The organism is Microbacterium sp. NPDC055455 (assembly GCF_053619935.1).
Genome location: NZ_JBSHLB010000004.1, coordinates 1 through 25,269, shown reverse-complemented (window position 1 = coordinate 25,269; position 25,269 = coordinate 1). Strand labels below are relative to the sequence as shown.

The window sequence follows — 25,269 nt, the reverse complement described above, 5'->3', positions numbered from 1 at the left end:
GGGCCAATCGACGCCGCGTGGCCCGGGGTCCACGGGCCACGCGGCGGTCGTGACGGGTCCTACTTCTTGCGCTGCTCGGCGGCGCGGCGCTGCGCGCGGTTCTGCGGCGCCTGCTGCGGCGCGGCGGCCGCGGCATCCGTGCGCTGGCCGAACGCCCCTCGCGGGGCCTCCGCGGGAGCCTCCTGCTGACCGGGCGCACCGGCGGCCGCGGCCGCCTGACGCAGGCGGCTGGTCGCGCCCTGCTGCACCTGTCCGCGGTCGTTGCGCACCTCGACCTCGCCGGCGTCGTTGGATGCCGAGTACTGCAGGCGCTGGTTGTCGACCGGCTGCGCACCGAGGCCCTTGGCCTCGACCTGCGTGACCTGCTCGGCGCCGGCCTCGCCCTGACGCCGCACCTCGACCTCGAGGTTGTAGAGGTAGCCGACCGACTCCTCCTTGATCTGGCCCATCATCGCCTGGAACATCTGGTAGCCCTCGCGCTGGTACTCGATCAGCGGGTCGCGCTGGGCCATGGCCCGCAGGCCGATGCCGTCCTTGAGGTAGTCCATCTCGTACAGGTGGTCGCGCCAGCGGCGGTCGAGCACCTGCAGCACCACGCGGCGCTCGAGCTCGCGCGTCGCGGCCTCGCCGAGGGTCTGCTCGCGCTTGTCGTACGCGATGCGGGCGTCGGAGAGGATCTCGCGCTTGAGCCCCTCCGCGGTGATGCCGCCCTTGCGCCCGGCGGCCTCGGCGACGACCTCGTCGATCGTCACCCCCACCGGGTACAGCGTCTTCAGCTCGGTCCACAGCGCGTCGAAGTCCCAGTTCTCGCTGTGACCGGACCCGGTGTGGTCCTCGATGACGGCATTGATCGCGTCCTCGATGAAGTGCTGCACGCGGTCGGCGATGTCGTCGCCCTGCAGGATGTGCCGGCGGTCGGAGTAGATGGCCTCGCGCTGACGGTTCAGCACGTCGTCGTACTTGAGGACGTTCTTGCGGATCTCGGCGTTGCGCGCCTCGACCTGGCTCTGGGCGGACTTGATCGCGCGCGTGACCATGCCCGACTCGATCGCCACGTCGTCGGGGAAGTTCGTGCGCGCGATGATCGCCTCGGCGGCGCCGGACTGGAACAGGCGCATCAGGTCGTCGGTCAGCGACAGGTAGAAGCGGCTCTCGCCGGGGTCGCCCTGACGCCCGGAGCGGCCGCGCAGCTGGTTGTCGATGCGGCGCGACTCGTGACGCTCGGTGCCGAGGACATACAGGCCGCCGGCCTCGACGACCTTCGTGCCCTCCTCCGCGACGCGGTCGCGGGTGGCCTCGTACACGGCGTCCCACTCGGCCTCGTAGTCGTCCGGCGTCTCGACCGGGTCCAGGCCCTTCGCCCTCATCTCCTGCACCGCCAGGAACTCGGCGTTGCCGCCGAGCATGATGTCGGTGCCGCGGCCGGCCATGTTCGTCGCCACCGTCACGGCGCCCAGGCGCCCGGCGCGGGCGACGATCTCGGCCTCGCGTGCGTGGTTCTTGGCGTTGAGGACCTCGTGCTTGATCCCCTTCTTGGCCAGCAGGCGCGAGAGGTACTCGCTCTTCTCGACACTCACCGTGCCCACGAGCACGGGCTGTCCGAGCTCGTGGCGCGCGGCGATGTCCTCGACGACCTGGGCGAACTTGGCCGTCTCGTTCTTGTAGACGAGGTCAGGCTGGTCCTTGCGGATCATCGGCTTGTTCGTGGGGATCTGCACGACGCCGAGCTGGTAGGTCGACATGAACTCGGCCGCTTCGGTCTCGGCCGTGCCGGTCATGCCGGCGAGCTTGTCGTAGAGGCGGAAGTAGTTCTGCAGCGTGACGGTCGCGAGCGTCTGGTTCTCGGCCTTGACCGGCACGCCCTCCTTCGCCTCGATGGCCTGGTGGATGCCCTCGTTGTAGCGACGGCCCACCAGGATGCGCCCGGTGTGCTCGTCGACGATCATGACCTCGTCGTTCATCACGACGTAGTCGGTGTCGCGCTTGAAGAGCGCCAGCGCCTTGATCGAGTTGTTCAGGAACGAGATGAGCGGGGTGTTCGCGGACTCGTAGAGGTTGTCGATGCCGAGGTAGTCCTCGACCTTCTCGATGCCGGGCTCGAGCACGCCGATCGTGCGCTTCTTCTCGTCGACCTCGTAGTCCACGCCCGGGTCGAGGGTCTTGGCGATCTTCGCGAACTCGACGAACCAGCGGTTCGCCTCGCCCGACGAGGGGCCGGAGATGATGAGCGGCGTGCGGGCCTCGTCGATGAGGATCGAGTCGACCTCGTCGACGATGGCGAAGAAGTGGCCCCGCTGCACGAGGTCCTCTTTGCGCCACGCCATGTTGTCGCGGAGGTAGTCGAAGCCGAACTCGTTGTTCGTGCCGTAGGTGATGTCGCAGCCGTACTGCTGGCGGCGCACCTCGGGGGTCTGCCCGGCGACGATCGTGCCCGTGGTCATGCCGAGCGCGCGGTAGATGCGGCCCATGAGCTCCGACTGGTACGAGGCGAGGAAGTCGTTGACGGTGACCACGTGCACGCCCTTGCCGGCGATGGCGTTGAGGTACACCGGGAAGGCGGCGGTGAGCGTCTTGCCCTCACCGGTCTTCATCTCGGCGATGTTGCCGAGGTGGAGGGCGGCACCGCCCATGATCTGGACGTCGTAGGCGCGCTGGCCCAGCGTGCGCTTGGCGGCCTCGCGCACCGCGGCGAACGCCTCGGGCATGAGCTGGTCCAGCGTCTCGCCGGCCTCGTGGCGAGCGCGCAGCTCCGCCGTCTCTCCCCGCAGCTCTTCGTCTGTGAGGTGCTCGTAGTCCTCTTCGAGGGCGCCGACGGCCTTCACGACCTGCTGGAGCCGCCGGAGGATGCGACCCTCACCGGCGCGAAGCAGTTTCTCGAGGGGGTTGGCCACGGAGTGTCTCCATCTTCAGGCTTCGGGGTGCGGCGCACAGGCGCCGTTGCCGCCCGGGGTGCATGGCCCCAGGCATACCTGCCTATGTTATCCACCCGTGACCTTGATGTGCGCTGGGTGGCGCGGCATCCGGCGTGGCACATTCCGAGTATGCATATACTCAGCATGTACATACTCGGTATGCAGATCGGAGACGATGGTGTCGGTGCGACAGAGCCTGTTGGCGATCCTCGACCAGGGGCCGTGCTACGGCTACCAGCTGCGGGCGGAGTTCGACCGCCGCACCGGCTCGACCTGGCCGCTCAACGTCGGCCAGATCTACAACACGCTCGACCGCCTCGAGCGTGACGGGCTCGTCGAGAAGGACGACGTCGACGAGCAGGGGCACGTCTACTGGCAGATCACGGATGCCGGATCCGCCGAGGTCTCCGACTGGCTCGCCTCGCCGGTCGAGCGCGGGCAGGGCACGCGGGACGAGCTCGCGATCAAGCTCGCCGTCGCCGCCACCCTGCCGGGGGTCGACGTGGGCGCGATCATCCAGACGCAGCGACGCGCGTCGCTGCGTCAGCTGCAGGAGCTCAACCGCGCGAAGTACGCCGGGGCATCCGCCGACGGCGCATCCCCGTTCACGCCGGAGGAGCTCGCCTGGTCGCTCGTGGTGGACTCGATGATCTTCGCCGCCGAGGCCGAGGTGCGCTGGCTCGACCACACCGAGCAGCGGCTGGCGCTGCATCCGGATCACGCGATGGCCCTCGCGCTGTCCACCGATCGGCCCAAGCGCGGGCGGCCCGCGAAAGACCGGGTCGTCGACCGGGCCGAGGGCGAGCCGACACGCGGAGCCGGGTCGCCCGCCGTTGCGGCCGAGGTCAACCGGTGACCGCGGTGCTGCGCCTCATCGGCGTCACGCAGCAGTACGGCGCGGGTGAGACGGCCGTCTCGGCGCTCTCAGGGGTGGATCTCGAGGTCGCCGCGGGCGAGCTCGTCGCGATCATGGGAGCGTCCGGATCGGGCAAGTCGACGCTGCTGTCCATCGCCGGAGGCCTTGCCACTCCCACCACGGGCGAGGTCGTCGTGGACGGGGCCTACCTCAGCCGGCAGTCGCCCCGCAGCCTCGCCGCGCTCCGCCGCCGCTCGCTCGGCTTCGTGTTCCAGGACTTCAATCTCATCCCGACCCTCACGGCGCTCGAGAACGTGACGCTGCCGCTCGAGCTCGACGGCTTCCGGGCCAGGGCGGCGCGCCGTGCGGGTCGGGATGCTCTCGCCTCGGTCGGCCTCGACGACAAGCTGCACTCCTACCCCGACGATCTGTCGGGCGGTCAGCAGCAGCGCGTCGCGATCGCGCGCGCCGTCGTCGGCGGGCGACGGCTGATCCTCGCCGACGAGCCGACGGGTGCGCTCGACTCGGTGACGGGCGAGATGGTGCTGCGGATGCTGCGGGCGCGGGTGGATGCCGGCGCGGCCGGCATCCTCGTCACGCACGAGGCCCGGCACGCCGCGTGGGCGGACCGCATCGTGTTCCTCCGCGACGGGCGGATCGTCGACGAATCCCGCCACGACGGCGCCGAGACCCTGCTGGCCGCGCGGTGACGCTGCTCGAGGCCCCGCCCCAGGCCGCACCACGTCAGGGGCCCGCTGCCGCTCCCCCGCGGCGCCGCGGATGGTCGAGCCTTCGCGCCGACCTGCGTCTCGCGCGGCGCCAGGTGCGCCGGACGAAGGGGTCGAGCACGCTCGTCCTGCTGCTCGTCGCGCTTCCGGTGGCCGGGCTCACCGGCGGCGCGGTCTTCTGGCAGAGTCACGTCCCCAGTCCCGCTCAGAGCGCGGAGCTCGAGCTCGGCGGCAACGACGCCTGGATCGAAGCGGTCGGCGGGCCCGACCCGACCCGGTCGCAGGCGGTGGACGTCCCCTGGGACCACTCCGTCGAGACCGATCCCGAGACCGGGATGCCGGAGAACGAGGTGCTGCCGAACGCCACCGACCCCGGCGCTTTCATCCCCGCCGGTGCGACGGTGCGAGAAGTCGTCCCGTCGTCGTCCGTCGCCGTCGAGACCGCGGGAGGCGTCGGATGGCTCGAGACGGTCGTCGGCGACGTGTGGGATCCGGTGTTCGAGGGCGTGTACATCCCGCTCGAGGGCCGGGCACCGGCATCCGCCGACCAGATCATGGTGAGCCCGGGAGCGCTGGAGAGACTCGGCGCGCGGATCGGCGATGACGTCGTCTTCGTCGACGCGGAGCGCACGATGGAGATCACCGGCACGATGCGTCCGGCGAGCGCGCAGGCGTCGGTGGAGGTGCTCTTCCTCCCGGCCGCCGCGGCGGCGGTCGCCGGCGACGATCCGTTCGTGCGCTGGTACGTCGAGGGGTGGCAGCCGGATGTCGCCGAGCTGGAGGAGCTGAACCACGCGGGCTTCGTCGCCTATGCCCGCGACCTGGTGATGGACCCGCCCGCCGACGCGCGCCGCAGCGAGTGGCGCCCGGGTGGGGCCGAGCTGTGGAGCATCATCCTCGTCGGCGGCATCGGCGCCGTCCTCAGCGGCTACATCGTGGTGCTGCTCGCGGGAGCGGCGTTCTCGGTCGCCGCGCGCCGGCAGCAGCGGGCGCTCGCCATGGCCTCGAGCGTCGGCGCGTCGCGCGCCGACGTGTTCCGCATCGTGGTGTTCCAGGGCACCGTGCTCGGCGTGATCGGGGGCGCGGTCGGCGTCGCAGTGGGTGTGGCGGGCGCCGCCGCGGCCCTCGCCCTCACCGACCGGGGCGCGCGTGGCACGTCCTGGGGCAACTTCGGCCTGCAGGTGCCGTGGCTGCTCATCGTCCCGATCGCCCTCTTCGCCGTGCTGGTCGGCACGCTCGCCGCGGTCGCACCCGCGCGAGCGGCGACGAAGGGCGACGCCCTGTCGGCATTGCGCGGGGCGCGGCGACCGGCGCTCCTGCGCCCCCGGCGACCGTTGTGGGGAATCCTCGTGATGGCGACGGGACTGGCCGGGCTCGTCTTCGGTGCGGTGTACGTGGCGGCGACCGTCGCCCTCGGCGAGGACGGCGACCAGCAGAGCCCGCTCTTCTTCGCGGCGCTGTACGCGGTCGTCCTGGGTCCGCTGGTCTTCCAGATCGGCGTCCTCATCCCGTCGCACTGGATCCTCGTGCAGATCTCGCGGGCGCTGTCGCGCCTGGGCCTGGCCCCTCGGCTCGCCAGCCGCGACGCGGCCGCCACTCCCTCCCGCGTCGTCCCGGCGTTCGCGGTGATCGGCGCGTGCGTGTTCGCGGCATCCTTCGTCCTCTCCATCACCGCGCTCACCGCCGCCTCCAACGCGCGGTGGCACTGGTACATGGCGCCCGAGGGGGCCGTCGTCGTGCACACCTGGCAGAACGGCACCGACGATTCCGACCGCCTCGTCGATGCGGCGGAGGAGCTCGTGGCGCCGACGGACCCGTCGTCCGTCGCGTGGGCCTTCAGCACCGTCTGGCCCGAGGTCGATCCCTCGACCGGCGAGACGGTCGATCCCGATGCCCGGCAGTTCGCGGTCGCCCGGCAGGGGTACGACGGGTGCACCGGCGACTGCCTGCAGCCGTACGATGCGGCATCGGGGTCACTGTGGATCGTGGCGGCGGACGATCTGGGCACCATTCTCGGGACGAGCGTCGACGCCGAGGCGCTCGAGGTCGTGCGAGACGGCGGGATTCTCGTCACCGAGCCCGACTACGTCGACGGCTCGGGCGAGGTCGTCGTCACCGAATGGACACCCGAGGGGTATCAGGCACTCATGGCGTGGAACGGGTCGGAGCCCGGCTCGCCGCCGAGCGCAGCGGATCCGTCGGCCCAGCACCGGCTCGATGCCGCGGTGGTGGACCTGGGGTGGCAGCAGGCCTTCGAGCTCATCGTCACGCCCGAGACGGCCGCTGCTCTGGGGATCGTCACCGTGCCCGGACAGCTCGTCGCGGTCTACGACGAGCCCCTCGACCAGGTCACGGTGGACGAGCTCACGGGCGAGAGCCGCGACCTGCGCGTGTCGGCGAGTGCCGGCCTGTCGGTCTCCGTCGAGGACGGGCCGGACCCGGTCGAGCCGTGGCTCTGGCTCATCGTCGGCGTGACGGTCGTGCTCGTGCTCGGAGCCTCGGCGGTGACGCTCGGGCTCGCTCGCTTCGAACGCCGCCCCGACGACGCCACCCTCACCGCGATCGGCGGGGGACGGATGCTGCGCCGCAATGTCAACGCATGGCAGGCGGCCGTGATCGTGGGGATCGGCTCGGCGGTGGGCACAGCGACGGGCTACCTGTCGGTGTGGGGACTCGCGACCGCGAACGCCTCGGCGTTCGATGTGGCAGACACACCCTGGCTGTGGCTCGCCGTGCTCGGCATCGGACTGCCGGTGGGCATCACCCTCGCGGCGTGGCTCGTGCCGCCGCGGCAGCCGGATCTCACCCGCCGCACGGCGATCGCGTGAGATGACGCAGCGGATGCCGCGACCTGCCGCCGTCGTGTGGGCCGAGGCGGCCGGCGAGCCGCGGGCGCGGCATCCCTCTCGCTGGCCCCTCCCAGGAGCGCCCCGGTACGCTGAACTGTGCACACCGACGCCGATCAGATCGAAGACGAGGCTCAGACCGAGCCCGCCGCGATGACGTTCTCCGACCTCGGGCTGAGTCAGCCCGTCCTCAAGGCGCTGCGCGGGATCGGCTACGAGACCCCCTCGGCGATCCAGGCGGCGACCATCCCGACCCTGCTGGCGGGCCGTGACGTCGTCGGCATGGCGCAGACCGGAACCGGCAAGACCGCCGCGTTCGCGCTGCCGATCGTCGACCGGCTCGACCTCTCGCAGAAGAGCCCCCAGGCACTCGTGCTCGCCCCCACGCGCGAGCTCGCGCTGCAGGTGTGCGAGGCGTTCGAGAAGTACGCGGGCCACCTGAAGGACGTGCACGTGCTTCCCGTCTACGGCGGACAGGGCTACGGCGTGCAGCTCTCGGCACTCCGACGCGGCGTGCACATCGTCGTCGGAACGCCCGGCCGCATCATCGACCACCTCGAGAAGGGGACGCTCGACCTCTCGGCTCTGCAGTATCTCGTGCTCGACGAGGCCGACGAGATGCTCAAGATGGGCTTCGCCGAGGATGTCGAGACGATCCTCGCCGAGACGCCCAAGACCAAGCAGGTCGCCCTCTTCTCGGCGACCATGCCGCCGCAGATCCGCCGGATGTCGAAGCAGTACCTGAACGACCCCGAAGAGATCACCGTCAAGTCCAAGACCCAGACGTCGGCGAACATCTCGCAGCGCTACCTGATCACCGCCTGGCAGCAGAAGATGGACGCGCTCACCCGCATCCTCGAGGTCGAGAACTTCGACGGCATGATCGTCTTCGGCCGCACCCGGAGCGTCACCGAGGAGATCGCCGAGAAGCTGCGCGCCCGCGGCTACTCCGCCGCCGCGATCAACGGCGACATCGCGCAGCCGCAGCGCGAGAAGACGGTCAACCAGCTGAAGTCGGGCAAGCTCGACATCCTCGTGGCGACGGACGTGGCGGCCCGCGGCCTCGACGTCGAGCGCGTCTCGCACGTCGTGAACTACGACATCCCGACGGACGCCGAGTCCTACGTCCACCGCATCGGCCGCACCGGCCGCGCCGGGCGCACCGGCGACGCGATCAGCTTCGTCACCCCGCGCGAGCGCGGCCTGGTCAAGATGATCGAGCGCGCGACCCGCCAGGAGCTCACCGAGATGCCGCTCCCCAGCGTCGACGAGGTGAACGTCACCCGGCTGTCGCGCTTCGACGACCGCATCACCGCCGCGCTCGACGAGGCCGACCGCATCGAGCGCTTCCGCGACATCGTCGCCCACTACGTCCGCAACCACGACGTGCCCGAGGTCGACGTGGCCGCCGCGCTCGCGGTGGTCGCGCAGGGCGAGACCCCGCTCCTGCTCGAGCCCGACCCCGAGCCGGCGCCGCGCCGCGAACGCGCCGACCGCCCGGATCGCGGCGATCGGCCCGCCTTCGGCGACCGCCCCGAGCGCGGCGAGCGCCGGACTCCCCGCGAGGGCCTCTCGACCTACCGCATCGCGGTCGGCAAGCGCCACCGTGTGGAGCCGCGCCAGATCGTCGGCGCCCTGGCGAACGAGGGCGGCCTGCGCCGCGACGACTTCGGCGCGATCAAGATCATGCCCGACTTCTCGCTGGTCGAGCTGCCGGCGAACCTCTCACGCGAGACCCTCGACCGTCTCGCCGACACCCGCATCTCGGGTCAGCTCATCGAGCTGCGCCCCGACGCCGGGCGCCCTCAGCGGCGGACGGATGCCGCGTCCCGGCCCCGTCGCGACGACCGGGGTGCGGGCGACCGCGGCTTCGGCGAGCGCGGCGCCGGCCGCGGGTACGGCGACCGCCCGGAGCGCAAGCCGCGCCACAAGCGCAGCGACGGCTGATCCCCGACGCGCCGTCCCCCAGGGTGGGAGCGTCATCCGGCACGTCACGGCGGGCGGGGCGATTGCGCCCCGCCCGCCGCCGTCGTCGTCGCAGCGACTCAGCCGCCGGCCTGCACCGTGAAGAAGATCTCGACGAGGTCCGCCTCGTAGGCGTGGAAGTAGTGGTCGATGCCCTTCCCGTCGGTCGAGTGCCCCTCAGGCGCCTTGCCCTTGGGCAGCGTGTCGCGGGTGAATGTCGTCAGCGTGGTCGGGATGCCCCGCTCGGCCGTCATCGCGACGGCCTGCTGCACCTGCTCGGGCGTGAGCGGGTCGCCGCCGAGGAACTCGTGCGCGCTCATGTACAGCTCGGAGATGTCGAGGGTCACCCAGTTCTGCGAATGGGTCGCCCCGGCGTCGCCATGCGCGGACCTGTCCGGGATGTAGCACTCGTGTGCGGACGCGACGCCCGCACCGGTGAAGACGAGTGCTGCGGTCAGGGCGGTGGCCCCGAAGATCTTGCGGATCATGCTGTTTCTTCCTTCCCCGGGGGCGCAGGGACGCACCCCTCCGCAGTGCTGGAGCCGGGCACCGCGACGGTGATACAAGAATGTGAGCGGATGCCCCTCCGCGGCGGGCCCCGTTCGGCACGCTGTGCGCGAACATGCCTCCGCGTGCGCCTCTCGCCTCGGCCCGCTCTCAGCCGCCCCCGTAGGATCGTTGCATGGCCGGATTCTGGGGCAGACGCAAGCGCGAGCAGGAAGAACTGAGCACGCAGGACGCCGATCTGGCGCGGCGCGCCCAGCAGGCCCTCGTGGCCGCCGACGAGCGCATCCGCCTGACGACGGACGAGCTGGCCTTCGCCGATGCCGAGCTCGGCCCCGGCCCCACCAAGGAGCTCCGCGACGCGCTGGAGTCGGTGCGCACGCACCTGCAGGAGGCCTTCCATCTGCACCAGCTGAACCACGACGAGATCCCCGACACCCCGGAGGAGCTCCGCACGCGCAATGCGCGCATCGTGCAGCTCTGCGAGTGGGCCGAAGACCTGCTCGACGACCGCACCGAAGCCCTCGCCGGGTCCATCGAGCGCGCCCGCCGCGCACCCGAGATCATCGCGCGGGTGCGCGCGGATGCCGCGCGCCTGCGGCTGCGACTCCCCGACGCCCGGTCGACGGTCGAGCGCCTCGCCGTGCGGTACTCCTCGCACGCACTCGCCCAGATCGAGGCGAATCCGGCGGAGGCCGAGCAGCTGCTGGGGTTCGCGGAGCACAGCGCGAGCGTCGCCGAGCGGCGCCGCGAGGCGGGTCAGCGCGAGCAGGCCAACATGGCCCTGGAGGCGTCGACCGAGTCGGTGCGTCGCGCTGAGACGCTGCTGGACGCGGTGGAGACGTTCGAGGTGGAGGCGCTGCGCGCCGAGTCCACTCTCGCCGCGATCGTCGAGGACTCGCGGGGCGACATCGTCGCCGCGCTGAAGGAGCCGCACTCGCCTGCCGTGGAGGCCGCGATCGCCCAGCTGCAGGCCGCCCTGGCCGCACTGCCGGCGGCAGGCGTCAACACCGATCCGTTCGAGCAGCTGTCTCGACTGCGGGAGGCGAACGCCGGGCTCGACGCCGCGATCGCCGCAGCGCGGGAGCGCGCCGCGCGCCCGATCCCGCCGCTCGAGCACGTGCGGCACGCCATCGATGACGCGGACCGCCAGATCGCCGTCTCCCGCGACGTCATCGCCGGGCACCGCGGATGGATCGGCGCCGACGCGCGCACCCGGTTCGCCGAGGCGGAGCGCATCCGCCTCGATCTCGATCGCCTCCTGGGCGCATCCGCGTCGGCGGTGACGACCATCGACGAGGACCACCGGGAGCAGGCGTTCGCGATCGCGCGCCGTGCGGCGTTCCTGGCCAGCGAGGCACTGCAGCTCGCTCAGCGCGACATCGATTCCGCGAGGCCCCAGCCCGAGCAGTGGGGTGCGCCGGGGTACGGCCAGCAGGGCTGGGGTGGCGGCCGCCGCAGCGGCGGAGGCGACCTCATGGGCGGCATCCTGGGCGGCCTCGTCATCGGCAGCATCCTGGACGGCTTCATCGACTGACGCCGCCCCATGGCGACGGCCCGCGGATTCTCAGGCGGCGAGCTCGAGCCCGTCCGCGACGACGCGACCGTCGTGGATCACCGTGCGGTCCGCTCCGCGGTCCATCACGGCGCTCGTCGGCGTCTCGCCGTCGACCAGCACGAGGTCGGCGCGGTCGCCGGGCGCGACGCCCGGCCGGTCGCCGACGCCCGCCACACGGGGTGAGGAGCCGCGCATGATCGACGCGCCGCCCATCGTGGCCACGGCGAGCGCCAGCTCGATGAGATCGTCGCGCCGGAAGCCGTTGACGAACGCGAGCTGCCACGTGCGGTCCAGCATGTCGCAGTTCCCGTACGGGCTCCAGTAGTCGCGCTGGCCGTCCTCGCCGAGCCCCACGCGCACGCCCGCCTCGACGAGGTCCACGAGCGACAGGTGCCCCGTGGTCGACGGTGCGACCGTCGCCATCGCGACGTCGAGCTCGGCGAACTCGTCGATGAGGCGCCGGCTCACCGCCTCCGAGACCGAGCCGAGACCGTAGGCGTGCGAGAGCGTGACCTTGCCCTGCATGCCCAGCGCGCGCGTGCGCTCGAGGACCAGCTCGGTGCTGAACACGCCGAGCTCGCCGGGCTCGTGCAGGTGGATGTCGACCTCGACCTGGTACCTCTCGGCCAGGCCGAACACGATGTCGAGGTGCCGGACCGGGTCGCGGTCCAGCTGGCACGGATCGATCCCGCCCATCACGTCGGCACCCTGCCGGAGCGACTCCTCGAGGTACTCCACGGTGCCGGCCTCACGCAGGATCCCCGCCTGGGGGAAGGTCATGATCTGGACGTCGGCGTGGTCGCGGAACCTCTCCTTCGCCGCGAGCACCGAGTCGAACTTCTCGAGCCTGCAGTCCACGTCGACCTGCGCGTACGTGCGCACCCGCGTGGTGCCCCTGGCGATCATCCGCTCGAGGGTCCCCGCGACGATCGCCGCGTGCGGCACGTCGGTGTTCCGCCAGTTCCGCCGATCGTTGAGCATCATGCCCCACACCCCGGGCGCGCCCGTATGCGGACGGAACGGCAGCCCGATGCGCGACGAGTCGAGGTGCACGTGCACGTCGCTGAACGACGGCAGCAGCAGTCGGCCGCGCCCGGCGACGTCCTGCGGACCGGGCGCGGCGGCTGAGTCATGCGGTCGGATGGCGGCGATGCGGGCGCCTTCGATGACGACGTCGGCGGCGTCGGCGCCCCACGGACGGGCGTTGCGGATGATCACGGTGGTCCTTCCGGAGGAACGGCTGCGGACGCGCCGGGTCGAGTGCGTCCGACCCGGGACAGCAGAAGGGGTGCGGCCGAGAAGGCCGCACCCCATTGTCCGTCAGCCGGTCAGGAGGCGAGCTCCTCCGGCTGCGCCTGCGTTGTCAGCGAGATCACGCCGTAGTCCCAGCCCTTGCGCCGATACACCACGCTCGGGTGGTCCGTGCGCGCGTCGATGAAGAGGAAGAAGTCGTGGCCGACCAGCTCCATGCGGTCCACGGCCTCCTCGACCGACATCCATTCGGGGTGGAACTCCTTGGTGCGGATGACGACGGGCGTGTAGCCCTCCTCCTCCTCGTTGCCCGTGACGATCGGGATCTCGCCGGTTGCGACGGCGCGGAGCACGTCGACGGATGCCGGCTGCACATCGATTCCCTGGATGGCGCCGCTCCCCTTCTCGAACTTGGCGCCGCGGGGGTGGTTGCGTGCGTCGACGCGCTTGTCCTTCGCCCGCCGGAGCTGCTCGCACAGCTTGTCGACAGCGAGGTCGAGAGCGGTGAACTTGTCGCCGTCCGTCGCCTCGGCCCGGATCACCGGTCCTTTGCCGTTGACGGTGAGCTCGACGGTCTCGTCTTCCATGCGCCCGTTGTGGTAGGCGCGGTGGGTGACCTTGACGTCCACGCGCTGTGCGCGCGGCGCGAGGTTCTGGATACGGGCCGCCTTCTCTTCGACGACACTGCGGAAGCGATCGGTGATACCCACTCCCACGCCGACGATGCTGGTTTCCATCCCTGACCTCCTTGTTCCGGTCCACCCGGCCAAGGGCGGACCATCAGTCGCCTTGTGCCCCCCACGGTATCCCGGTGTCGGGGGTCTGTCACCTGTGAGTTTCGAATGCGTCCACGCCGCGTTCATCCGCCCGCGCGGTGGCGCCGCGGGGTCGCCGCGATGGTCACCGCACCGACCACGTCGGCGCCCGCCGCGCGCAGTGCGCGCACGGCTTCGGCCACGCTCGCACCCGTCGTCACGACGTCGTCGACCACGATCACCCGCAGCCCGGCGGCGTCGCGCGCGGCCAGACTGTGCGCGACGTTGCGGCGTCGCAGGTCGCGATCGAGCCCGCGCTGATCGGCCGTCCGGCGCACCGCCCGGAGCAGCTTGCGCACGCGCCGCCCGGTGCGGCGGACCACGACGTCGGGCATCCGGAATCCGCGGCGGCGGTACGCCGCCCGCGACGTCGGCATGGGGACGAGCACGGCGTCGGGAGCGCCGGTGCGCACCAGCGCCGCCTGCAGCGCGGGGACCAGCGCCCGGGCGAGGCCGGTGCGGCCGTCCTCCTTGATCGCGCGCAGCACGCGCGCCGCGACGCCCTCGAAGGCCAGTCCGCTCCAGACGAGCACGTCGCCCCCGTCCGCCTCGACGACGCGCCGGCGGGGGTCGGGGGTCAGGGCGAGGAGGCAGCGCTCGCACAGCGCGACGTCGGGCTCGTCGCACCCGGCGCACGACAGCGGCAGCACGAGGGCGAGCGCGTCGGCGCATGCCGCCCGCACCGGCACCCAGAGCTCTCGCATCACCGCATCAGCCTCGCGCGCCGGCGCCGGGCCCGACCGGCCCATCCCGGGGCCGGTGGAGGGCGCGCGCGACCCGCGCCCTGGGGAGGAGCCCTACTGGGGGGCGCCCTGCTGGGTCGCGAGCACGCGGATGCCGGTCGCCGTCGGCTGCCAGGTCGTGCCACGCTTGACGAACAGCGTGCCGTCCAGTGCGAGCAGGCGCAGGCTGGAGATCCCGCTGCCGCCGGCGATCGACTTCATCCCCGCAGCCGCCGTGGAGGTCGTGGTCGGCGCACCGACGACCTGCTCCACCACCACGGACTCCGTCTCGCCGCCGCCCAGCACGCCGACCGTGACGTCGTCGATCCAGGTGACTCCGAGCCCCGTGCCGCCCACGCTGACGAGCCGCACCGGGGTTCCGAGCGCTTCCGGCACGCCGTCCGCGTTGCGCAGGACCCCGGCCACCCACAGCATGGAGCGGCCGCCCGAGGTCACCGTGGCAGCGATCCGCGTGCCGTCGCGGGACAGGGCCATGCCGGCGATCGAGGTCGCCTCGGCCCAGGCGTCGGCGACCTCGACGACGTCGCCGCCGGGCAGGTGGGCGCGCACCGCACCCGGCGCGCTGCGCGGCACGCTCCACACGATCCCCAGCCGGTCGATGGTCGGGTCGACGAGGTCGGCCCGCGTGTCGAGCACCTCCGGCTCGGGCACTGCAGCGCTGAGCCGCACCACGGCGCCCGAGGACAGCTTCGCCGCCGCAAGGCTGCGCTCGGGGCCCACCTGGACGCTCGTCGGCGCCGCGTTCTCGACGGCTGCCGACAGGCCCGGGATCTTGTCGAGCTCGTCGCCGGTGAGGAAGCCGAAGCCGTCCTCGGTGAGCACCAGCGGTGCGGCCGGGACGCGCGTCGAGCGCACCGCGACGGGCTGCGCGTCGACAGGGGTCGAATCGACGCTCATGACGACATCGGATGCCCCGGCCGCGCTCAGGCTCGCCTCGAGCTGCGTCAGCATGCGGTCAAGGGCCGTGGTGCTCGCGCCGACGATTCCTTCGCTGAGCTCGACCTCGGCCACGCCGTTCTCGTCGATCGGCACCGACGGCACCGCCGTGACGTCGTCGGGGAACGCCGTCGTCACCGAAGCGGCGAGCCACTCGCTCGGGGGCCCGTTCACGAGCGCCCCGGCGATGCTGCTGGCGGCCGTCGTGACGGGGAACCAGCGCACGTCGGGCACGAGGTACTCCCAGGCCGGATCGAAGTACATCAGCGGATAGCGGTGGAACACGGTGGGGAACTGCGCCTCGTCGAGCCAGATGCCGTCCGGCGCCTCGGTGATGCGCCACTCGCCGTCGCTGCGCTGCGCGAGACGGAAGACCTGCTCGCCCGGGGCGAGCTCCGCCCGCTCGTAGGCGCCGATGTTGTCGACGGTGGCCACGACGTCGAAGGCGAAGCCCACGACGCCCTCGCCCGTCTCGACGTAGTCGCGCTCCGCGCGCTCGTCGACGATGACGCCCGCCTCGGGCTTCCAGGTGTCCCGGAGCGCCGGCGCGAGGAACTCGCGGGCGACCGCCCAGTTGCCCCCCACGCCGGGACCGGAGCCGGCGTCGATGAAGCCCTCCACGATCTGCGCCGGGGACGCACCGGGCTGCGGCCGGTTGGGGATGAAGGTCACGTTCTGCGACCCGGCGCCGGTGTCGCCGGTCTCCAGCCCGTACTCGACCGGCCCGCTCATCGGGAAGCCCGCGCAGCCGGTGACGACGAGCGCGCAGGCGGCGAGGAGCAGCGACAGGATGCCGCGTGCCCGGGTCATGCCGGTCCTCCCGTTGTCGCGGCATCCGCTTCACTGCCGGCGCGCCGCGGCGACGCCGCCCGCGGCAGGTCGATCGGCTCGGTCAGGCCGAGGTCCTCGAAGGGCGCCGCAGCGTCGTCGCCGGGCTCCACGGAGATGGGCGAAGACCCGTCGAGCACCGCGTCCTTCCGTGGCAGCGTCAGCACGAAGTGGGTGCCCTTGCCGGGCTCGGACCACACCGCCAGCTCGCCGCCGTGCAGCTTCGCGTCACCGAGCGCGATCGACAGCCCGAGGCCCGTTCCGCCGATCGTCCGCTTGCGCGACGGGTCTGCGCGCCAGAACCGGTCGAACACCCGCTCGGCATCCTGGGGGTTCATGCCCATCCCGTAGTCGCGCACGCCGATGGCCACCGCCTGCTGGTTGCTGTCGACGGTCACGACGATGGGGCGGCCCTCGCCGTGCTCGATGGCGTTGCCCAGCAGGTTGCGCACCACGCGCCGCACCCGGCGCGGATCCATGTCGACCGGCGAATAGCCGCCCGGCGCGACCAGTCGGACGTCGCTGCCGTGCTGCTCGGCCAGCTGGTGCATCGAGCCGATGACGTCCTCGGCGAGGTGCGCCAGGCTCGTCGGCTCGAGCTCGAGCTGCACCGAGCCGGCGTCGTAGCGGCTGATCTCGAGGAGATCGGTCAGGAGCGTCTCGAAGCGCTGCACCTGCGCGTTCAGCAGCTCGGCCGCGCGGGCCGTGGCGGGGTCGAACTCGTCGCGCTGGTCGTTGATCATGTCGGCCGCGAGCCGGATGGTGGTCATCGGCGTGCGCAGCTCGTGCGACACGTCCGAGACGAACCGCTGCTGCACGAGGGACAGCTCGGCGAGCTCCTTGATCTGCGACTCGAGGCTGTCGGCCATCGCGTTGAACGACCGGCCGAGCGTGGCCAGCTCATCCTCGCCGTGCACCTCGAGCCTCACGTCCAGCTGACCGGCGGCCAGCTTGGCGCTGGTGTCGGCCGCCTCGCTGATCGGGGTCGTGACCGAGCGCAGGACGAACCAGGCGATGCCGCTGATGAGCAGCACGAGGCCGATCCCGACGATCCACAGCGTGCGCTGCACGAACGAGAGCGTCTGCGGGGCGTTGGCGAGGTCGTAGGCGAGGTAGAGCTCGTACGAGGCGACGCCCTCGATGTTCAGCTGCTGCCCCACGACGATGCCGGGCGCACTCGTCTCGCCGCCGCCGGGCAGCGAGACCGGCTGCCAGATCTGCCGGTCCGGGGTGGTGCGCACGAGGGTGCGCATCGGCACCGTCAGCAGCTCGTCGATCACGCCTTCGGCGGTGGAGAAGTCCTGCGGGGCGTTGGGCACGGGCGGGCCGATGCGATAGGCGGCGACCATGTCCGCGGAGGACTGGTCGCGCAGCGCGGTGAACGCCAGCGTCATGACGTTCTGCATCTGCACCGCGTCGCTCTGCACCGCGGCGTCCAGGGTCCGCTGCGCGGCCGCGCGGGCCTGCTCCGCGTCGATGAGCACCTGATCCCTGCGGGAGGCGAAGAGGTCGTTCTGGATGGCCAGTGCCATCCAGACGCACGCCACGACCACCGCCAGCGCGGTGAGGCCGATGGTGACCAGGATCGTCCGGAAGCGCAGCGAGCGCCGCCACAGCGCCGCGATGTTCCCCGGCCATGCGCGCCACAGGCGCCACCCTGTCAGGGGGGCCATCGTGGCCGTCACGCCCGTCGTCGGCGCTGTCACGGGAACCTCAGACGACGGCACCGGCGCGGTAGCCGACGCCGCGCACCGTCGTGACGATCTTGGGGTTGTCGGGGTCCTTCTCGACCTTCGCGCGCAGTCGCTGCACGTGCACGTTCACCAGGCGCGTGTCGGCCTTGTAGTGATAGCCCCACACCTGCTCCAGCAGCATCTCGCGCGAGAACACCTGCTGCGGCTTCGAGGCGAGCGCGACCAGCAGCTCGAACTCGAGCGGCGTCAGCGCGATGGGCCCGTCGCCGCGGCGCACCTCGTGCGCGGCCACGTCGACGGTGAGGTCGCCGATGCGCAGCGTGTCGTTCGCGGGCTGGGACGCGGGACGCAGGCGCGTGCGGATGCGCGCGACGAGCTCCTTGGGGTTGAAGGGCTTGACGATGTAGTCGTCCGCGCCCGACTCGAGCCCCTTCACGACGTCGGCGGTGTCGGTCCGCGCGGTCAGCATGATGATCGGGATGCCGGACTCGGCACGGATGCGCGTGCAGATCTCGATGCCGTCCATGCCCGGGAGCATGAGGTCGAGCAGGATGAGCTCGGGACGCTCGGTCCGCCAGGCCTCGACGGCCTGGGCGCCGTCTGCGCAGAAGACCGTCTCGAATCCTTCCGTGCGCAGCACGATGCCGATCATCTCGGCGAGGGCGGTGTCATCGTCGACCACCAGGATGCGTGAAGTCATCGCGCGGGTTCGTTCCTTCTGTCCAGGCACGGGCCACGGCGAGCGCCGACCCCATGCGCTCCCCACAGAGTAGTCGACAGCGACCGCGGACCGCCCGAACCTCGCCTGAGCGCCCGCCGAGAGCCGCTGCGGGACCCCGCGCCGCGCCGGCCGTGGGAGCGGATGCGGCGTCCGGGTGATGTGGAACGATAGGGGCAACGGCGACCCGCACCGCCCTCGGCGCGGCGCCCACGCCAGAGAGGACCACCGTGACCGCGTACCCGGCTTGGACGCCGGCGTCCCGCCCCGGCATCATCCCGCTGCACCCGCTGACGTTCGGGACGATCCTGGGCCGCTCGTTCGCCGCGCTGCGCCAGAATCCCCGGGTGCTGCTCGGGTTCGCGCTGGTCGTGCAGACCCTCGCGTACCTCGTGGTGCTCGGCGGGGTCCTGCTGGTGATGTGGGCGTCGTTCTCGCGCCTGGACACCCTGCAGGAGGGCACCGACGAGTACGACACCGTGATGGCCGGCTCGATCGCGCTCACCGCGGTCGCGGGCATCGTCCTCTCGCTGGCGGCCGGGGCGCTGAGCGTGATCGTGCAGGGCATCGTCGTGGTGGAGGTCACGCACGCGGCGGTGGCCGAGAAGCTCACCCTCGGTGCGCTGTGGCGGCAGGTGAAGCCGATCGCGTGGCGCCTCATCGGCTACTCGCTGCTCGTGGTCCTGGCCGTCGCCGCACTCGTCGCCGCCGTGGTGCTGGCGGTCGTCGGCGTCGCGATCGTGGCCCCGCCTGCGGCCATCGCGCTCACGATCGTCGTGATCGTCGCCGCGATCCCCCTCACGTGGTGGCTCATGATCAAGCTGCTGCTCGTGCCCGCCGCCATCATCGTCGAGCACGCCACGATCCCGCAGGCGCTGTCGCGCTCGTGGACGCTGACGCGCGGCCGGTTCTGGCCGGCGCTGGGGATCATCCTCGTCATCAGCGTCATCTTCGCCACGGTCGCGCAGGTGGTGAGCATCCCGATGAGCTTCCTCTCGCTGGGGCTCACGACGATCATCGCGCCGACCGGCGACCCCGAGCCGACCGCCATCGTCGGCTTCCTCGCGGCGACGCTGCTGACCCAGGTGCTGACCCTGCTGCTGCAGTCCGTCGCCGTGGTGGTGCAGTCCACCGCGACGGCGCTCATCTACATCGACTGCCGCATGCGCCGCGAGGGCCTCGACCTCGATCTGCTGGCGTACGTGGAGCGACGGGATGCCGGGGCCGCCGGTCTGCCGGATCCCTACCGCGAGAACGTCGGGCGCGCCGTCGCCCCGCGCATCGCGCCCGGACCGTACGGCGCGCCCGGCTACGCCGCATACCCGCCCGGCTACGCGCAGCCGGTGTTCGGACCACGCGGGGCCGCGACGCCCGGCTACGGCCCGCCCGCCGGCTACGGTCCCCCACCGGCGCACCCGGTATACGGGCCCCCCGCGGGCTACGGGCAGCCCGCGGGGTACGCCGCGGCTCCCGTGCAGCCGGCGCCGCCCGTGGCGCTCTCCGACGCTCCCGCGAGCCCCGCCGACGCGGACGCCGACGGTGCGGGCGGGCAGGATCCCGCACGACCCGGGACGCCCGCCGAGCCGGAGGCCTCGCCGACCACCTGGACCGCACCCGGCGCCGCCCCGGACGGCGCCGACCGCGGGTCGCCGTGGTCCTGAACGCCGGGATGCTCCGCGTGTCCGCACGCCTCGCCGACGCCGTGCCGCCACTGACCCCCGACGGCGACGAGGCGCGGCGCTGGGCCGAGGACGAGCTCGCCGACCCCGCCTACGACATCGCGGAACCCACGCCGATCGACCGCATCGCGCGGGCCGTCGGGGACTTCATCGCCTCGCTGCTGAACCCGGACCTCACGGGGGGTCTGGGCACGACCTTCGCGCTCGTGGCAGCGGTGATCGTCGTGATCGTCATCGTCGCCGCCTTCCTGGTGTGGGGCATGCCCCGCGTCTCCCGCCGCGCAGCGCCGCGCGCGCCGATGCTGTTCGGCGAGCGCGAGCAGCGCAGCGCCGCGCAGCTGCGGGCCGCCGCCGAGGAGCGCGCCCGCGCGTCGGATTGGGACGCCGCGATCGTGCTGCGCTTCCGCGCGCTGGCACGGAGCTGCCTCGAGCGCGGCGTCGTCGATCCGCCGCCCGGTGCGACCGTCCACGCGTTCGCGCGGGCGGCGGCGGGAGCGTTCCCCTCGCTCGCCGATCGCCTCGAGGACGCCGCGACGGCGTTCGACGACGTCCGCTATCTCCGGCGGCCGGGGACCGGTGACCTCTACCGTCTCGTCGCGTCCGTCGACGACGCCGTGACCGCGGCACGTCCCGCGCTGCGCGAGGAGGTCCCCGCGTGAGTGCGACCCTCACCGCCCGCGCCGCGGACGGCCCGGGGACGACGGATGCCGCTCCCCCGGCGGACGCCGAGAGCCCGGGCGGGCACCGCCCCGGCCGTCGCGTGGGCGCGTGGGTCGCCATCGCCCTGGCGCTGCTCGTCGTCGGCGGGGTGGGCGCGGCCGTCTCAGCCGTGAACCAGTGGGCCCAGCGCGGCGCGCTCGACCCCTCCTCGGCCGGCCCGACCGGCGCGCGCGCACTCGTGCAGATCCTGCGCGCCCACGGCGTCGAGGTCGAGGTCGCGCGCGACCGCGAGGCGGCCATCCAGGCGCTCGAGCGGTCCGCCGGGACGCTCGTGCTCCCCGACACGCCGGCGCTCTCGGACGAAGCGGTGAACACCCTCGCGGGCGCCGCCGGCGACGTGGTGCTGATCGAGCCGCGCGCCCGCACGCTGGATCTGCTGCTGCCGGGGTCGGCTCCCGCCGGCGTCGCGTCCGACGAGACCGCGCGCCCGGACTGCGACGTCGAGGACGCCGTCCGTGCCGGCGCCGTGCGGCCCTGGGGCGTGTACACGCCGGGCGCGGACACGGCGTCCTGCTACCCGTCCGCCGGCGGCTACGGCCTGCTCGTGCACGAGACCGACCGCGGCCGCGTCGCCGCCGTCGACGGCCGCGCGCTCTTCACCAACGAGCGGCTCGCCGACGACGGCAACGCCGCCCTCGCCGTGAACCTGATGGGGCGGCATGCGCTCGTCGTCTGGTACGTGCCGGGACTCGGCGACACCGACATCGCGGATGCCGATCCGTCGCTCGGCGAGCTCACGCCCCCCTGGGTCAGTCCCGTCATCGTGCTGCTGCTGGTGGCAGGGATCGCAGCCGGCGTCTGGCGGGGCCGGCGCTTCGGCCCGCTCGTGGCCGAGCGGCTGCCCGTGACGGTGCGCGCCTCCGAGACCACCGAGGGCCGCGCCCGCCTGTACGCGCGGGCCCGGGACCCGCTGCACGCCGCGGACCGGCTCCGGATCGGGGCGCTGCGGCGCCTCGCCGGGCTGCTGGGCCTCGCGGCGAGCGCGGCCGCGCCCGAGATCGCCGACGCGGCCGCGGGCCGCGTGGGGCTGGACCGTGCGGCGGTGCGCGGCATCCTGATCGACGACATCCCCCGCAGCGACGCCGAGCTCGTCGCGCTGAGCTCACGACTGCGACAACTCGAGGACGCCGTCCGCGCGGCCGTCCGCCCCGAAAGGAGCCCCCGATGACGGACACCCCCGCAGGCCACCGGCCGCCGGCCGCCGACACCGCCGCCGAGGCGCCGCCCACGTCGCCCGAGCCGGCCGGCTTCGACGACGCCGCACTGCGGGAGGCGATGAACCGCGTGCGCCTCGAGGTCGGCAAGGCGGTGGTCGGCCAGGACGGCACCGTCACCGGTCTGCTCATCGCGCTCCTCGCGCGCGGGCACGTGCTGCTGGAGGGGGTGCCCGGCGTCGCGAAGACGCTCCTCGTGCGGGCGTTCTCGACCGCGCTGGGCCTGGACACCAAGCGCATCCAGTTCACCCCCGACCTCATGCCCGGAGACGTGTCGGGCTCGCTGGTGTACGACGCGCGGACGGGAGAGTTCGAGTTCCGCGAGGGGCCGGTGTTCACTCACGTCGTGCTCGCCGACGAGATCAACCGGACGCCGCCGAAGACGCAGGCCGCGCTGCTGGAGGCGATGGAGGAGCGTCAGGTCTCGACCGACGGAGTCACGCGCCGCCTCCCCGATCCGTTCCTCGTCGCCGCGACGCAGAACCCGATCGAGCACGAGGGCACGTACACGCTGCCCGAGGCGCAGCTGGACCGGTTCCTGCTCAAGCTCATCGTGGACGTGCCGGCGCGCGAGGCCGAGCTGGCAGTCCTCCGTCGGCACGCCGGCGGCTTCGATCCGCGCGATCTCGCCGCCGCCGGCCTGCGACGGGCCGCCACGGCCGACGAGCTCCGCGCAGCGCAGCGGGCCGCGGCATCCGTCACCGTCTCGGACGACGTCCTCGGCTACGTCGTCGACCTCGCCCAGGCCACGCGGAGCAGCCCGTCGGTGCAGCTGGGCGTGAGCCCGCGTGCCGCCACCGCGCTGCTCGCGGCGGCCAAGGCGTGGGCGTGGCTCGGCGGCTACCCCGCGATCACGCCCGATCACGTGCAGACGATGCTCCTGCCGACGTGGCGCCACCGCATCCGCCTGCGCCCCGACGCCGAGCTCGAGGGCGTCTCGGTCGACGCGGTGCTGGGCTCGGTGGTCCAGCAGACGCGCGTGCCGATCTGACGCCGATGTACGTCACCGGTCGCCTTCCGCTGCTCGTGGCCCTCGGAGCCGTGCCCGTCGTGCTGCTCTCGGCGGCGGGGATGGACGCGTGGCTCGCGGCGGCGGGCTGGGTGGTGCTGTGCCTGGCAGCGGCCCTCGGCGACGCCGCCGCCGCGCCCGACCCGCGCCGGATCGCCGTGACCAGGCGGCTGCCGCGACGCGTGCTGCTCGGGCAGCCGGTGCTCTCGGAGCTGGTGCTGCGCAACACCGGCGATCGAGCCGTGCGGGGCCGCGTGCGTGACGCGTGGCAGCCGACCGCGGGGGCACCGCCTGAGCGACCGACGATCGCCATCCCTCCCGGCGAGGCCCGCACCGTCGGCATCCCGCTCCTCCCCCGTCGGCGCGGCGAGCTGCGGTCGCGCTTCGTCGTCGTGCGCTCGGACGGTCCGCTGCGGCTCGCAGGGCGTCAGACGCGGCTGGACTCCGCGGGCGCGGTGCGCGTGCTGCCGCCGTTCGCCGCGAGGCGCCACCTGCCGTCACGGCTCGCGCGGCTGCGCGAGCTCGACGGCAACACCAGCGTGCAGGTGCGCGGACAGGGCACGGAGTTCGACAGCCTGAGGGAGTACGTCCGCGGCGACGACGTGCGATCGATCGACTGGCGGGCGACCGCGAGGTCCAGCACCACGATGCTGCGCACGTGGCGACCCGAGCGCGATCGCCACGTCGTCATCGTGATCGACACCGGACGCACCGCCGCCGCACGTGTCGGCGACGGCGTGCGGATGGACGCCGCGATGGAGTCCGCTCTCCTGCTGGCCGCCCTCGCCGCGCGGGCGGGCGACCACGTGCATCTGCTCATGTTCGACCGCACCGTCCGCGCCCGCGTCACGCGGGTCGACGGCCCCTCCCTCCTGCCCGCGATGGTCGACGCGATGGCGCCGGTCGAGCCGCAGCTGATCGACACCGACTGGGATGCGGCGTTCGCACACGTGCGCGCGCTCACCTCGCGCCCGTCGCTCGTCGTGCTCCTGACCGCGCAGGACGCCCCCGAGGCCGCCCGCGGCTTCCTCGGGTCGCTGCCCGCACTCTCGCGGGCAGCCCACGTGCTGGTCGGCACCGTGACGGACGAGCCCGGCGAGCTTCCCGAGCGGCCGGACGCCGCCGACGTGTACCGCGCCGCCGCGGTCGAGCGGAGCGCGCACGACGCCGCCGTCGTCGCGGCCGCCGTCGCGCGCGCCGGCGGCGAGGCCATCGCCGCGACGCCCGAGGACCTGCCGCCGCGGATCGCCGACCGCTACCTCGCCCTCAAGGCGGCGGGGCGCCTCTGAGCGGAAACTCCGCACCGATCCTGGGAAACCGCTGAGGATGCCGATACCCTCGCGGCGAGGAAAGGAGTCCGCAGATGTCGGATACCACCATCCCGCCGACCACGGTGAACAGGCTCGTCGCGGAGGCTCTGGGAACGTTTCTGCTCGTCTTCGGCGGCGTCGGCGCGGCGCTGTTCGCGGCGAGCTTCCCGGCCGGGTCGGAGAGCAACCCGCTGGGCATCGCCTTCGTCGGCGTCTCCCTCGCGTTCGGACTCACCGTCGTGGCGGGCGCCTACGCGTGGGGCCCGATCTCGGGCGGCCACTTCAACCCGGCCATCACGCTCGGCCTCGCGGCGGCCGGGCGGTTCGAATGGAACAAGACGATCGGCTACATCGTCGCGCAGCTGATCGGAGGGGTGCTGGGCACCACCGTCATCGTGCTGATCGGCCTGTTCGGCACCGACGACTGGCTCGCGAACGCGCAGGACGGCGGCTTCGCCGCCAACGGGTTCGGCACCGGTGAGTTCGGCTCGCCCGGCGGGTTCGGCATGGGGGCGGCGATCGTCGCGGAGATCGTGCTGACGGCGATCTTCGTGCTCATCATCCTCGGGGTCACCAATCCCACGCGCGGAACGGCGCCGCTCGCACCCCTCGCCATCGGCCTCACGCTCACCCTGATCCACCTCATCTCGATCCCCATCGACAACACGTCGGTGAACCCGGCCCGCTCGATCGCCTCGGCGATCTACGGCGGCCCGGATGCGCTGCTCCAGCTGTGGGTGTTCATCGTCTTCCCGATCGTCGGAGGTCTCCTCGCCGGCGTCCTGCACCGCGCGCTCTTCGAGCCCAAGGGCACGCTGCCGCCCGTGCAGGCGGAGGCGCGCGTCAAGTAGGCGCCGACACGACGGAGCGGCCCGCCCCCCCACGGGGGGGGGGCGCGCAGGGGGGGGCGGCGGGGAGACCGGGTGGGAGGGGGGGAGCGCGGGGGGCGGGGGGGGATAAAAAACTGAGGCGGGCGCCGAAAA

General features: G+C 72.7%; 19 protein-coding genes. 11 read left to right on the top strand and 8 right to left on the bottom strand.

Annotated elements, in window-relative coordinates; genetic code table 11:
* Positions 1–59 precede the first annotated feature (59 nt).
* Complete coding sequence (secA, locus tag ACWGUG_RS12005; protein ID WP_452324794.1) at positions 60–2,891, bottom strand: preprotein translocase subunit SecA; 2,832 nt, start codon at positions 2,889–2,891, stop codon at positions 60–62.
* A 199-nt stretch (positions 2,892–3,090) separates the two neighbouring features.
* On the opposite strand from secA, the gene ACWGUG_RS12000 reads away from it, so the two are divergent.
* The 4 genes from ACWGUG_RS12000 to ACWGUG_RS11985 all read left to right on the top strand — a co-directional run bounded on the left by ACWGUG_RS12000 (position 3,091) and on the right by ACWGUG_RS11985 (position 9,289).
* Positions 3,091–3,768 (top strand): PadR family transcriptional regulator, encoded by a 678-nt coding sequence (locus ACWGUG_RS12000; protein ID WP_336398620.1) that lies wholly within the window; start codon positions 3,091–3,093, stop codon positions 3,766–3,768.
* The gene (locus ACWGUG_RS11995; protein ID WP_452324793.1) at positions 3,765–4,478 is read left to right on the top strand and encodes an ABC transporter ATP-binding protein; all 714 of its coding nucleotides are present in this window, start codon (positions 3,765–3,767) and stop codon (positions 4,476–4,478) included. The genes ACWGUG_RS12000 and ACWGUG_RS11995 overlap by 4 nt, the downstream gene beginning before the upstream one ends.
* The gene (locus ACWGUG_RS11990) at positions 4,475–7,324 is read left to right on the top strand and encodes an FtsX-like permease family protein (protein ID WP_452324792.1); all 2,850 of its coding nucleotides are present in this window, start codon (positions 4,475–4,477) and stop codon (positions 7,322–7,324) included. Before ACWGUG_RS11995 ends, ACWGUG_RS11990 begins: the two co-directional genes overlap by 4 nt.
* A 171-nt stretch (positions 7,325–7,495) precedes the next feature.
* Positions 7,496–9,289 (top strand): DEAD/DEAH box helicase, encoded by a 1,794-nt coding sequence (locus ACWGUG_RS11985; protein ID WP_336398619.1) that lies wholly within the window; start codon positions 7,496–7,498, stop codon positions 9,287–9,289.
* A gap of 98 nt (positions 9,290–9,387) precedes the next feature.
* Here ACWGUG_RS11985 and ACWGUG_RS11980 read toward each other — a convergent pair whose 3' ends face one another.
* A complete protein-coding gene (locus tag ACWGUG_RS11980; protein ID WP_452324791.1) occupies positions 9,388–9,795 on the bottom strand; it encodes a hypothetical protein in 408 nt (135 codons plus the stop codon).
* A gap of 194 nt (positions 9,796–9,989) precedes the next feature.
* On the opposite strand from ACWGUG_RS11980, the gene ACWGUG_RS11975 reads away from it, so the two are divergent.
* The gene (locus tag ACWGUG_RS11975; RefSeq protein ID WP_452324790.1) at positions 9,990–11,348 is read left to right on the top strand and encodes a hypothetical protein; all 1,359 of its coding nucleotides are present in this window, start codon (positions 9,990–9,992) and stop codon (positions 11,346–11,348) included.
* A 30-nt stretch (positions 11,349–11,378) separates the two neighbouring features.
* Here the strand turns inward: ACWGUG_RS11975 and ACWGUG_RS11970 are convergent, their stop codons facing one another.
* The 6 genes from ACWGUG_RS11970 to mtrA all read right to left on the bottom strand — a co-directional run bounded on the left by ACWGUG_RS11970 (position 11,379) and on the right by mtrA (position 18,336).
* Positions 11,379–12,587 (bottom strand): amidohydrolase family protein, encoded by a 1,209-nt coding sequence (locus ACWGUG_RS11970; protein ID WP_452324789.1) that lies wholly within the window; start codon positions 12,585–12,587, stop codon positions 11,379–11,381.
* Positions 12,588–12,697: 110 nt separating this feature from the next.
* Positions 12,698–13,357 (bottom strand): ribosome hibernation-promoting factor, HPF/YfiA family, encoded by a 660-nt coding sequence (hpf, locus tag ACWGUG_RS11965; RefSeq protein WP_336398496.1) that lies wholly within the window; start codon positions 13,355–13,357, stop codon positions 12,698–12,700.
* A gap of 122 nt (positions 13,358–13,479) precedes the next feature.
* Complete coding sequence (locus ACWGUG_RS11960; protein ID WP_452324972.1) at positions 13,480–14,139, bottom strand: ComF family protein; 660 nt, start codon at positions 14,137–14,139, stop codon at positions 13,480–13,482.
* Positions 14,140–14,232: 93 nt separating this feature from the next.
* A complete protein-coding gene (locus ACWGUG_RS11955) occupies positions 14,233–15,924 on the bottom strand; it encodes an LpqB family beta-propeller domain-containing protein (RefSeq protein WP_452324788.1) in 1,692 nt (563 codons plus the stop codon).
* The gene (gene mtrB, locus ACWGUG_RS11950) at positions 15,921–17,615 is read right to left on the bottom strand and encodes an MtrAB system histidine kinase MtrB (protein WP_452324971.1); all 1,695 of its coding nucleotides are present in this window, start codon (positions 17,613–17,615) and stop codon (positions 15,921–15,923) included. The genes ACWGUG_RS11955 and mtrB overlap by 4 nt, the downstream gene beginning before the upstream one ends.
* A gap of 40 nt (positions 17,616–17,655) precedes the next feature.
* Positions 17,656–18,336 (bottom strand): MtrAB system response regulator MtrA, encoded by a 681-nt coding sequence (gene mtrA / locus ACWGUG_RS11945; RefSeq protein ID WP_336398493.1) that lies wholly within the window; start codon positions 18,334–18,336, stop codon positions 17,656–17,658.
* Positions 18,337–18,584: 248 nt separating this feature from the next.
* Between mtrA and ACWGUG_RS11940 the strand changes: the two genes are divergently transcribed.
* The 6 genes from ACWGUG_RS11940 to aqpZ all read left to right on the top strand — a co-directional run bounded on the left by ACWGUG_RS11940 (position 18,585) and on the right by aqpZ (position 25,137).
* The gene (locus tag ACWGUG_RS11940) at positions 18,585–20,015 is read left to right on the top strand and encodes a glycerophosphoryl diester phosphodiesterase membrane domain-containing protein (protein WP_452324787.1); all 1,431 of its coding nucleotides are present in this window, start codon (positions 18,585–18,587) and stop codon (positions 20,013–20,015) included.
* Positions 20,016–20,032: 17 nt separating this feature from the next.
* Positions 20,033–20,692 (top strand): DUF4129 domain-containing protein, encoded by a 660-nt coding sequence (locus ACWGUG_RS11935; RefSeq protein ID WP_452324786.1) that lies wholly within the window; start codon positions 20,033–20,035, stop codon positions 20,690–20,692.
* Positions 20,689–21,921 (top strand): DUF4350 domain-containing protein, encoded by a 1,233-nt coding sequence (locus ACWGUG_RS11930; protein ID WP_452324785.1) that lies wholly within the window; start codon positions 20,689–20,691, stop codon positions 21,919–21,921. The genes ACWGUG_RS11935 and ACWGUG_RS11930 overlap by 4 nt, the downstream gene beginning before the upstream one ends.
* Positions 21,918–22,958, top strand: coding sequence for an AAA family ATPase (locus tag ACWGUG_RS11925; protein ID WP_452324784.1), 1,041 nt, complete (start codon positions 21,918–21,920; stop codon positions 22,956–22,958). The genes ACWGUG_RS11930 and ACWGUG_RS11925 overlap by 4 nt, the downstream gene beginning before the upstream one ends.
* A 5-nt stretch (positions 22,959–22,963) precedes the next feature.
* Positions 22,964–24,265, top strand: coding sequence for a DUF58 domain-containing protein (locus tag ACWGUG_RS11920; RefSeq protein ID WP_452324783.1), 1,302 nt, complete (start codon positions 22,964–22,966; stop codon positions 24,263–24,265).
* 74 nt (positions 24,266–24,339) lie between these two features.
* Positions 24,340–25,137, top strand: a complete 798-nt coding sequence (aqpZ, locus tag ACWGUG_RS11915; protein WP_452324782.1) for an aquaporin Z — start codon at positions 24,340–24,342, stop codon at positions 25,135–25,137.
* Positions 25,138–25,269 lie beyond the last annotated feature (132 nt).

Excerpts from the sequence above, each read along its gene's own strand:
- ACWGUG_RS11985 (WP_336398619.1), top strand. The coding sequence starts at position 7,496 with ATGACGTTCTCCGACCTCGGGCTGAGTCAGCCCGTCCTCAAGGCGCTG.
- ACWGUG_RS11980 (WP_452324791.1), bottom strand. The coding sequence starts at position 9,795 with ATGATCCGCAAGATCTTCGGGGCCACCGCCCTGACCGCAGCACTCGTC.
- ACWGUG_RS11975 (WP_452324790.1), top strand. The coding sequence starts at position 9,990 with ATGGCCGGATTCTGGGGCAGACGCAAGCGCGAGCAGGAAGAACTGAGC.
- hpf (WP_336398496.1), bottom strand. The coding sequence starts at position 13,357 with ATGGAAACCAGCATCGTCGGCGTGGGAGTGGGTATCACCGATCGCTTC.
- ACWGUG_RS11960 (WP_452324972.1), bottom strand. The coding sequence starts at position 14,139 with ATGCGAGAGCTCTGGGTGCCGGTGCGGGCGGCATGCGCCGACGCGCTC.
- ACWGUG_RS11955 (WP_452324788.1), bottom strand. The coding sequence starts at position 15,924 with ATGACCCGGGCACGCGGCATCCTGTCGCTGCTCCTCGCCGCCTGCGCG.
- mtrB (WP_452324971.1), bottom strand. The coding sequence starts at position 17,615 with ATGGCCCCCCTGACAGGGTGGCGCCTGTGGCGCGCATGGCCGGGGAAC.
- mtrA (WP_336398493.1), bottom strand. The coding sequence starts at position 18,336 with ATGACTTCACGCATCCTGGTGGTCGACGATGACACCGCCCTCGCCGAG.
- ACWGUG_RS11925 (WP_452324784.1), top strand. The coding sequence starts at position 21,918 with ATGACGGACACCCCCGCAGGCCACCGGCCGCCGGCCGCCGACACCGCC.
- ACWGUG_RS11920 (WP_452324783.1), top strand. The coding sequence starts at position 22,964 with ATGTACGTCACCGGTCGCCTTCCGCTGCTCGTGGCCCTCGGAGCCGTG.
- aqpZ (WP_452324782.1), top strand. The coding sequence starts at position 24,340 with ATGTCGGATACCACCATCCCGCCGACCACGGTGAACAGGCTCGTCGCG.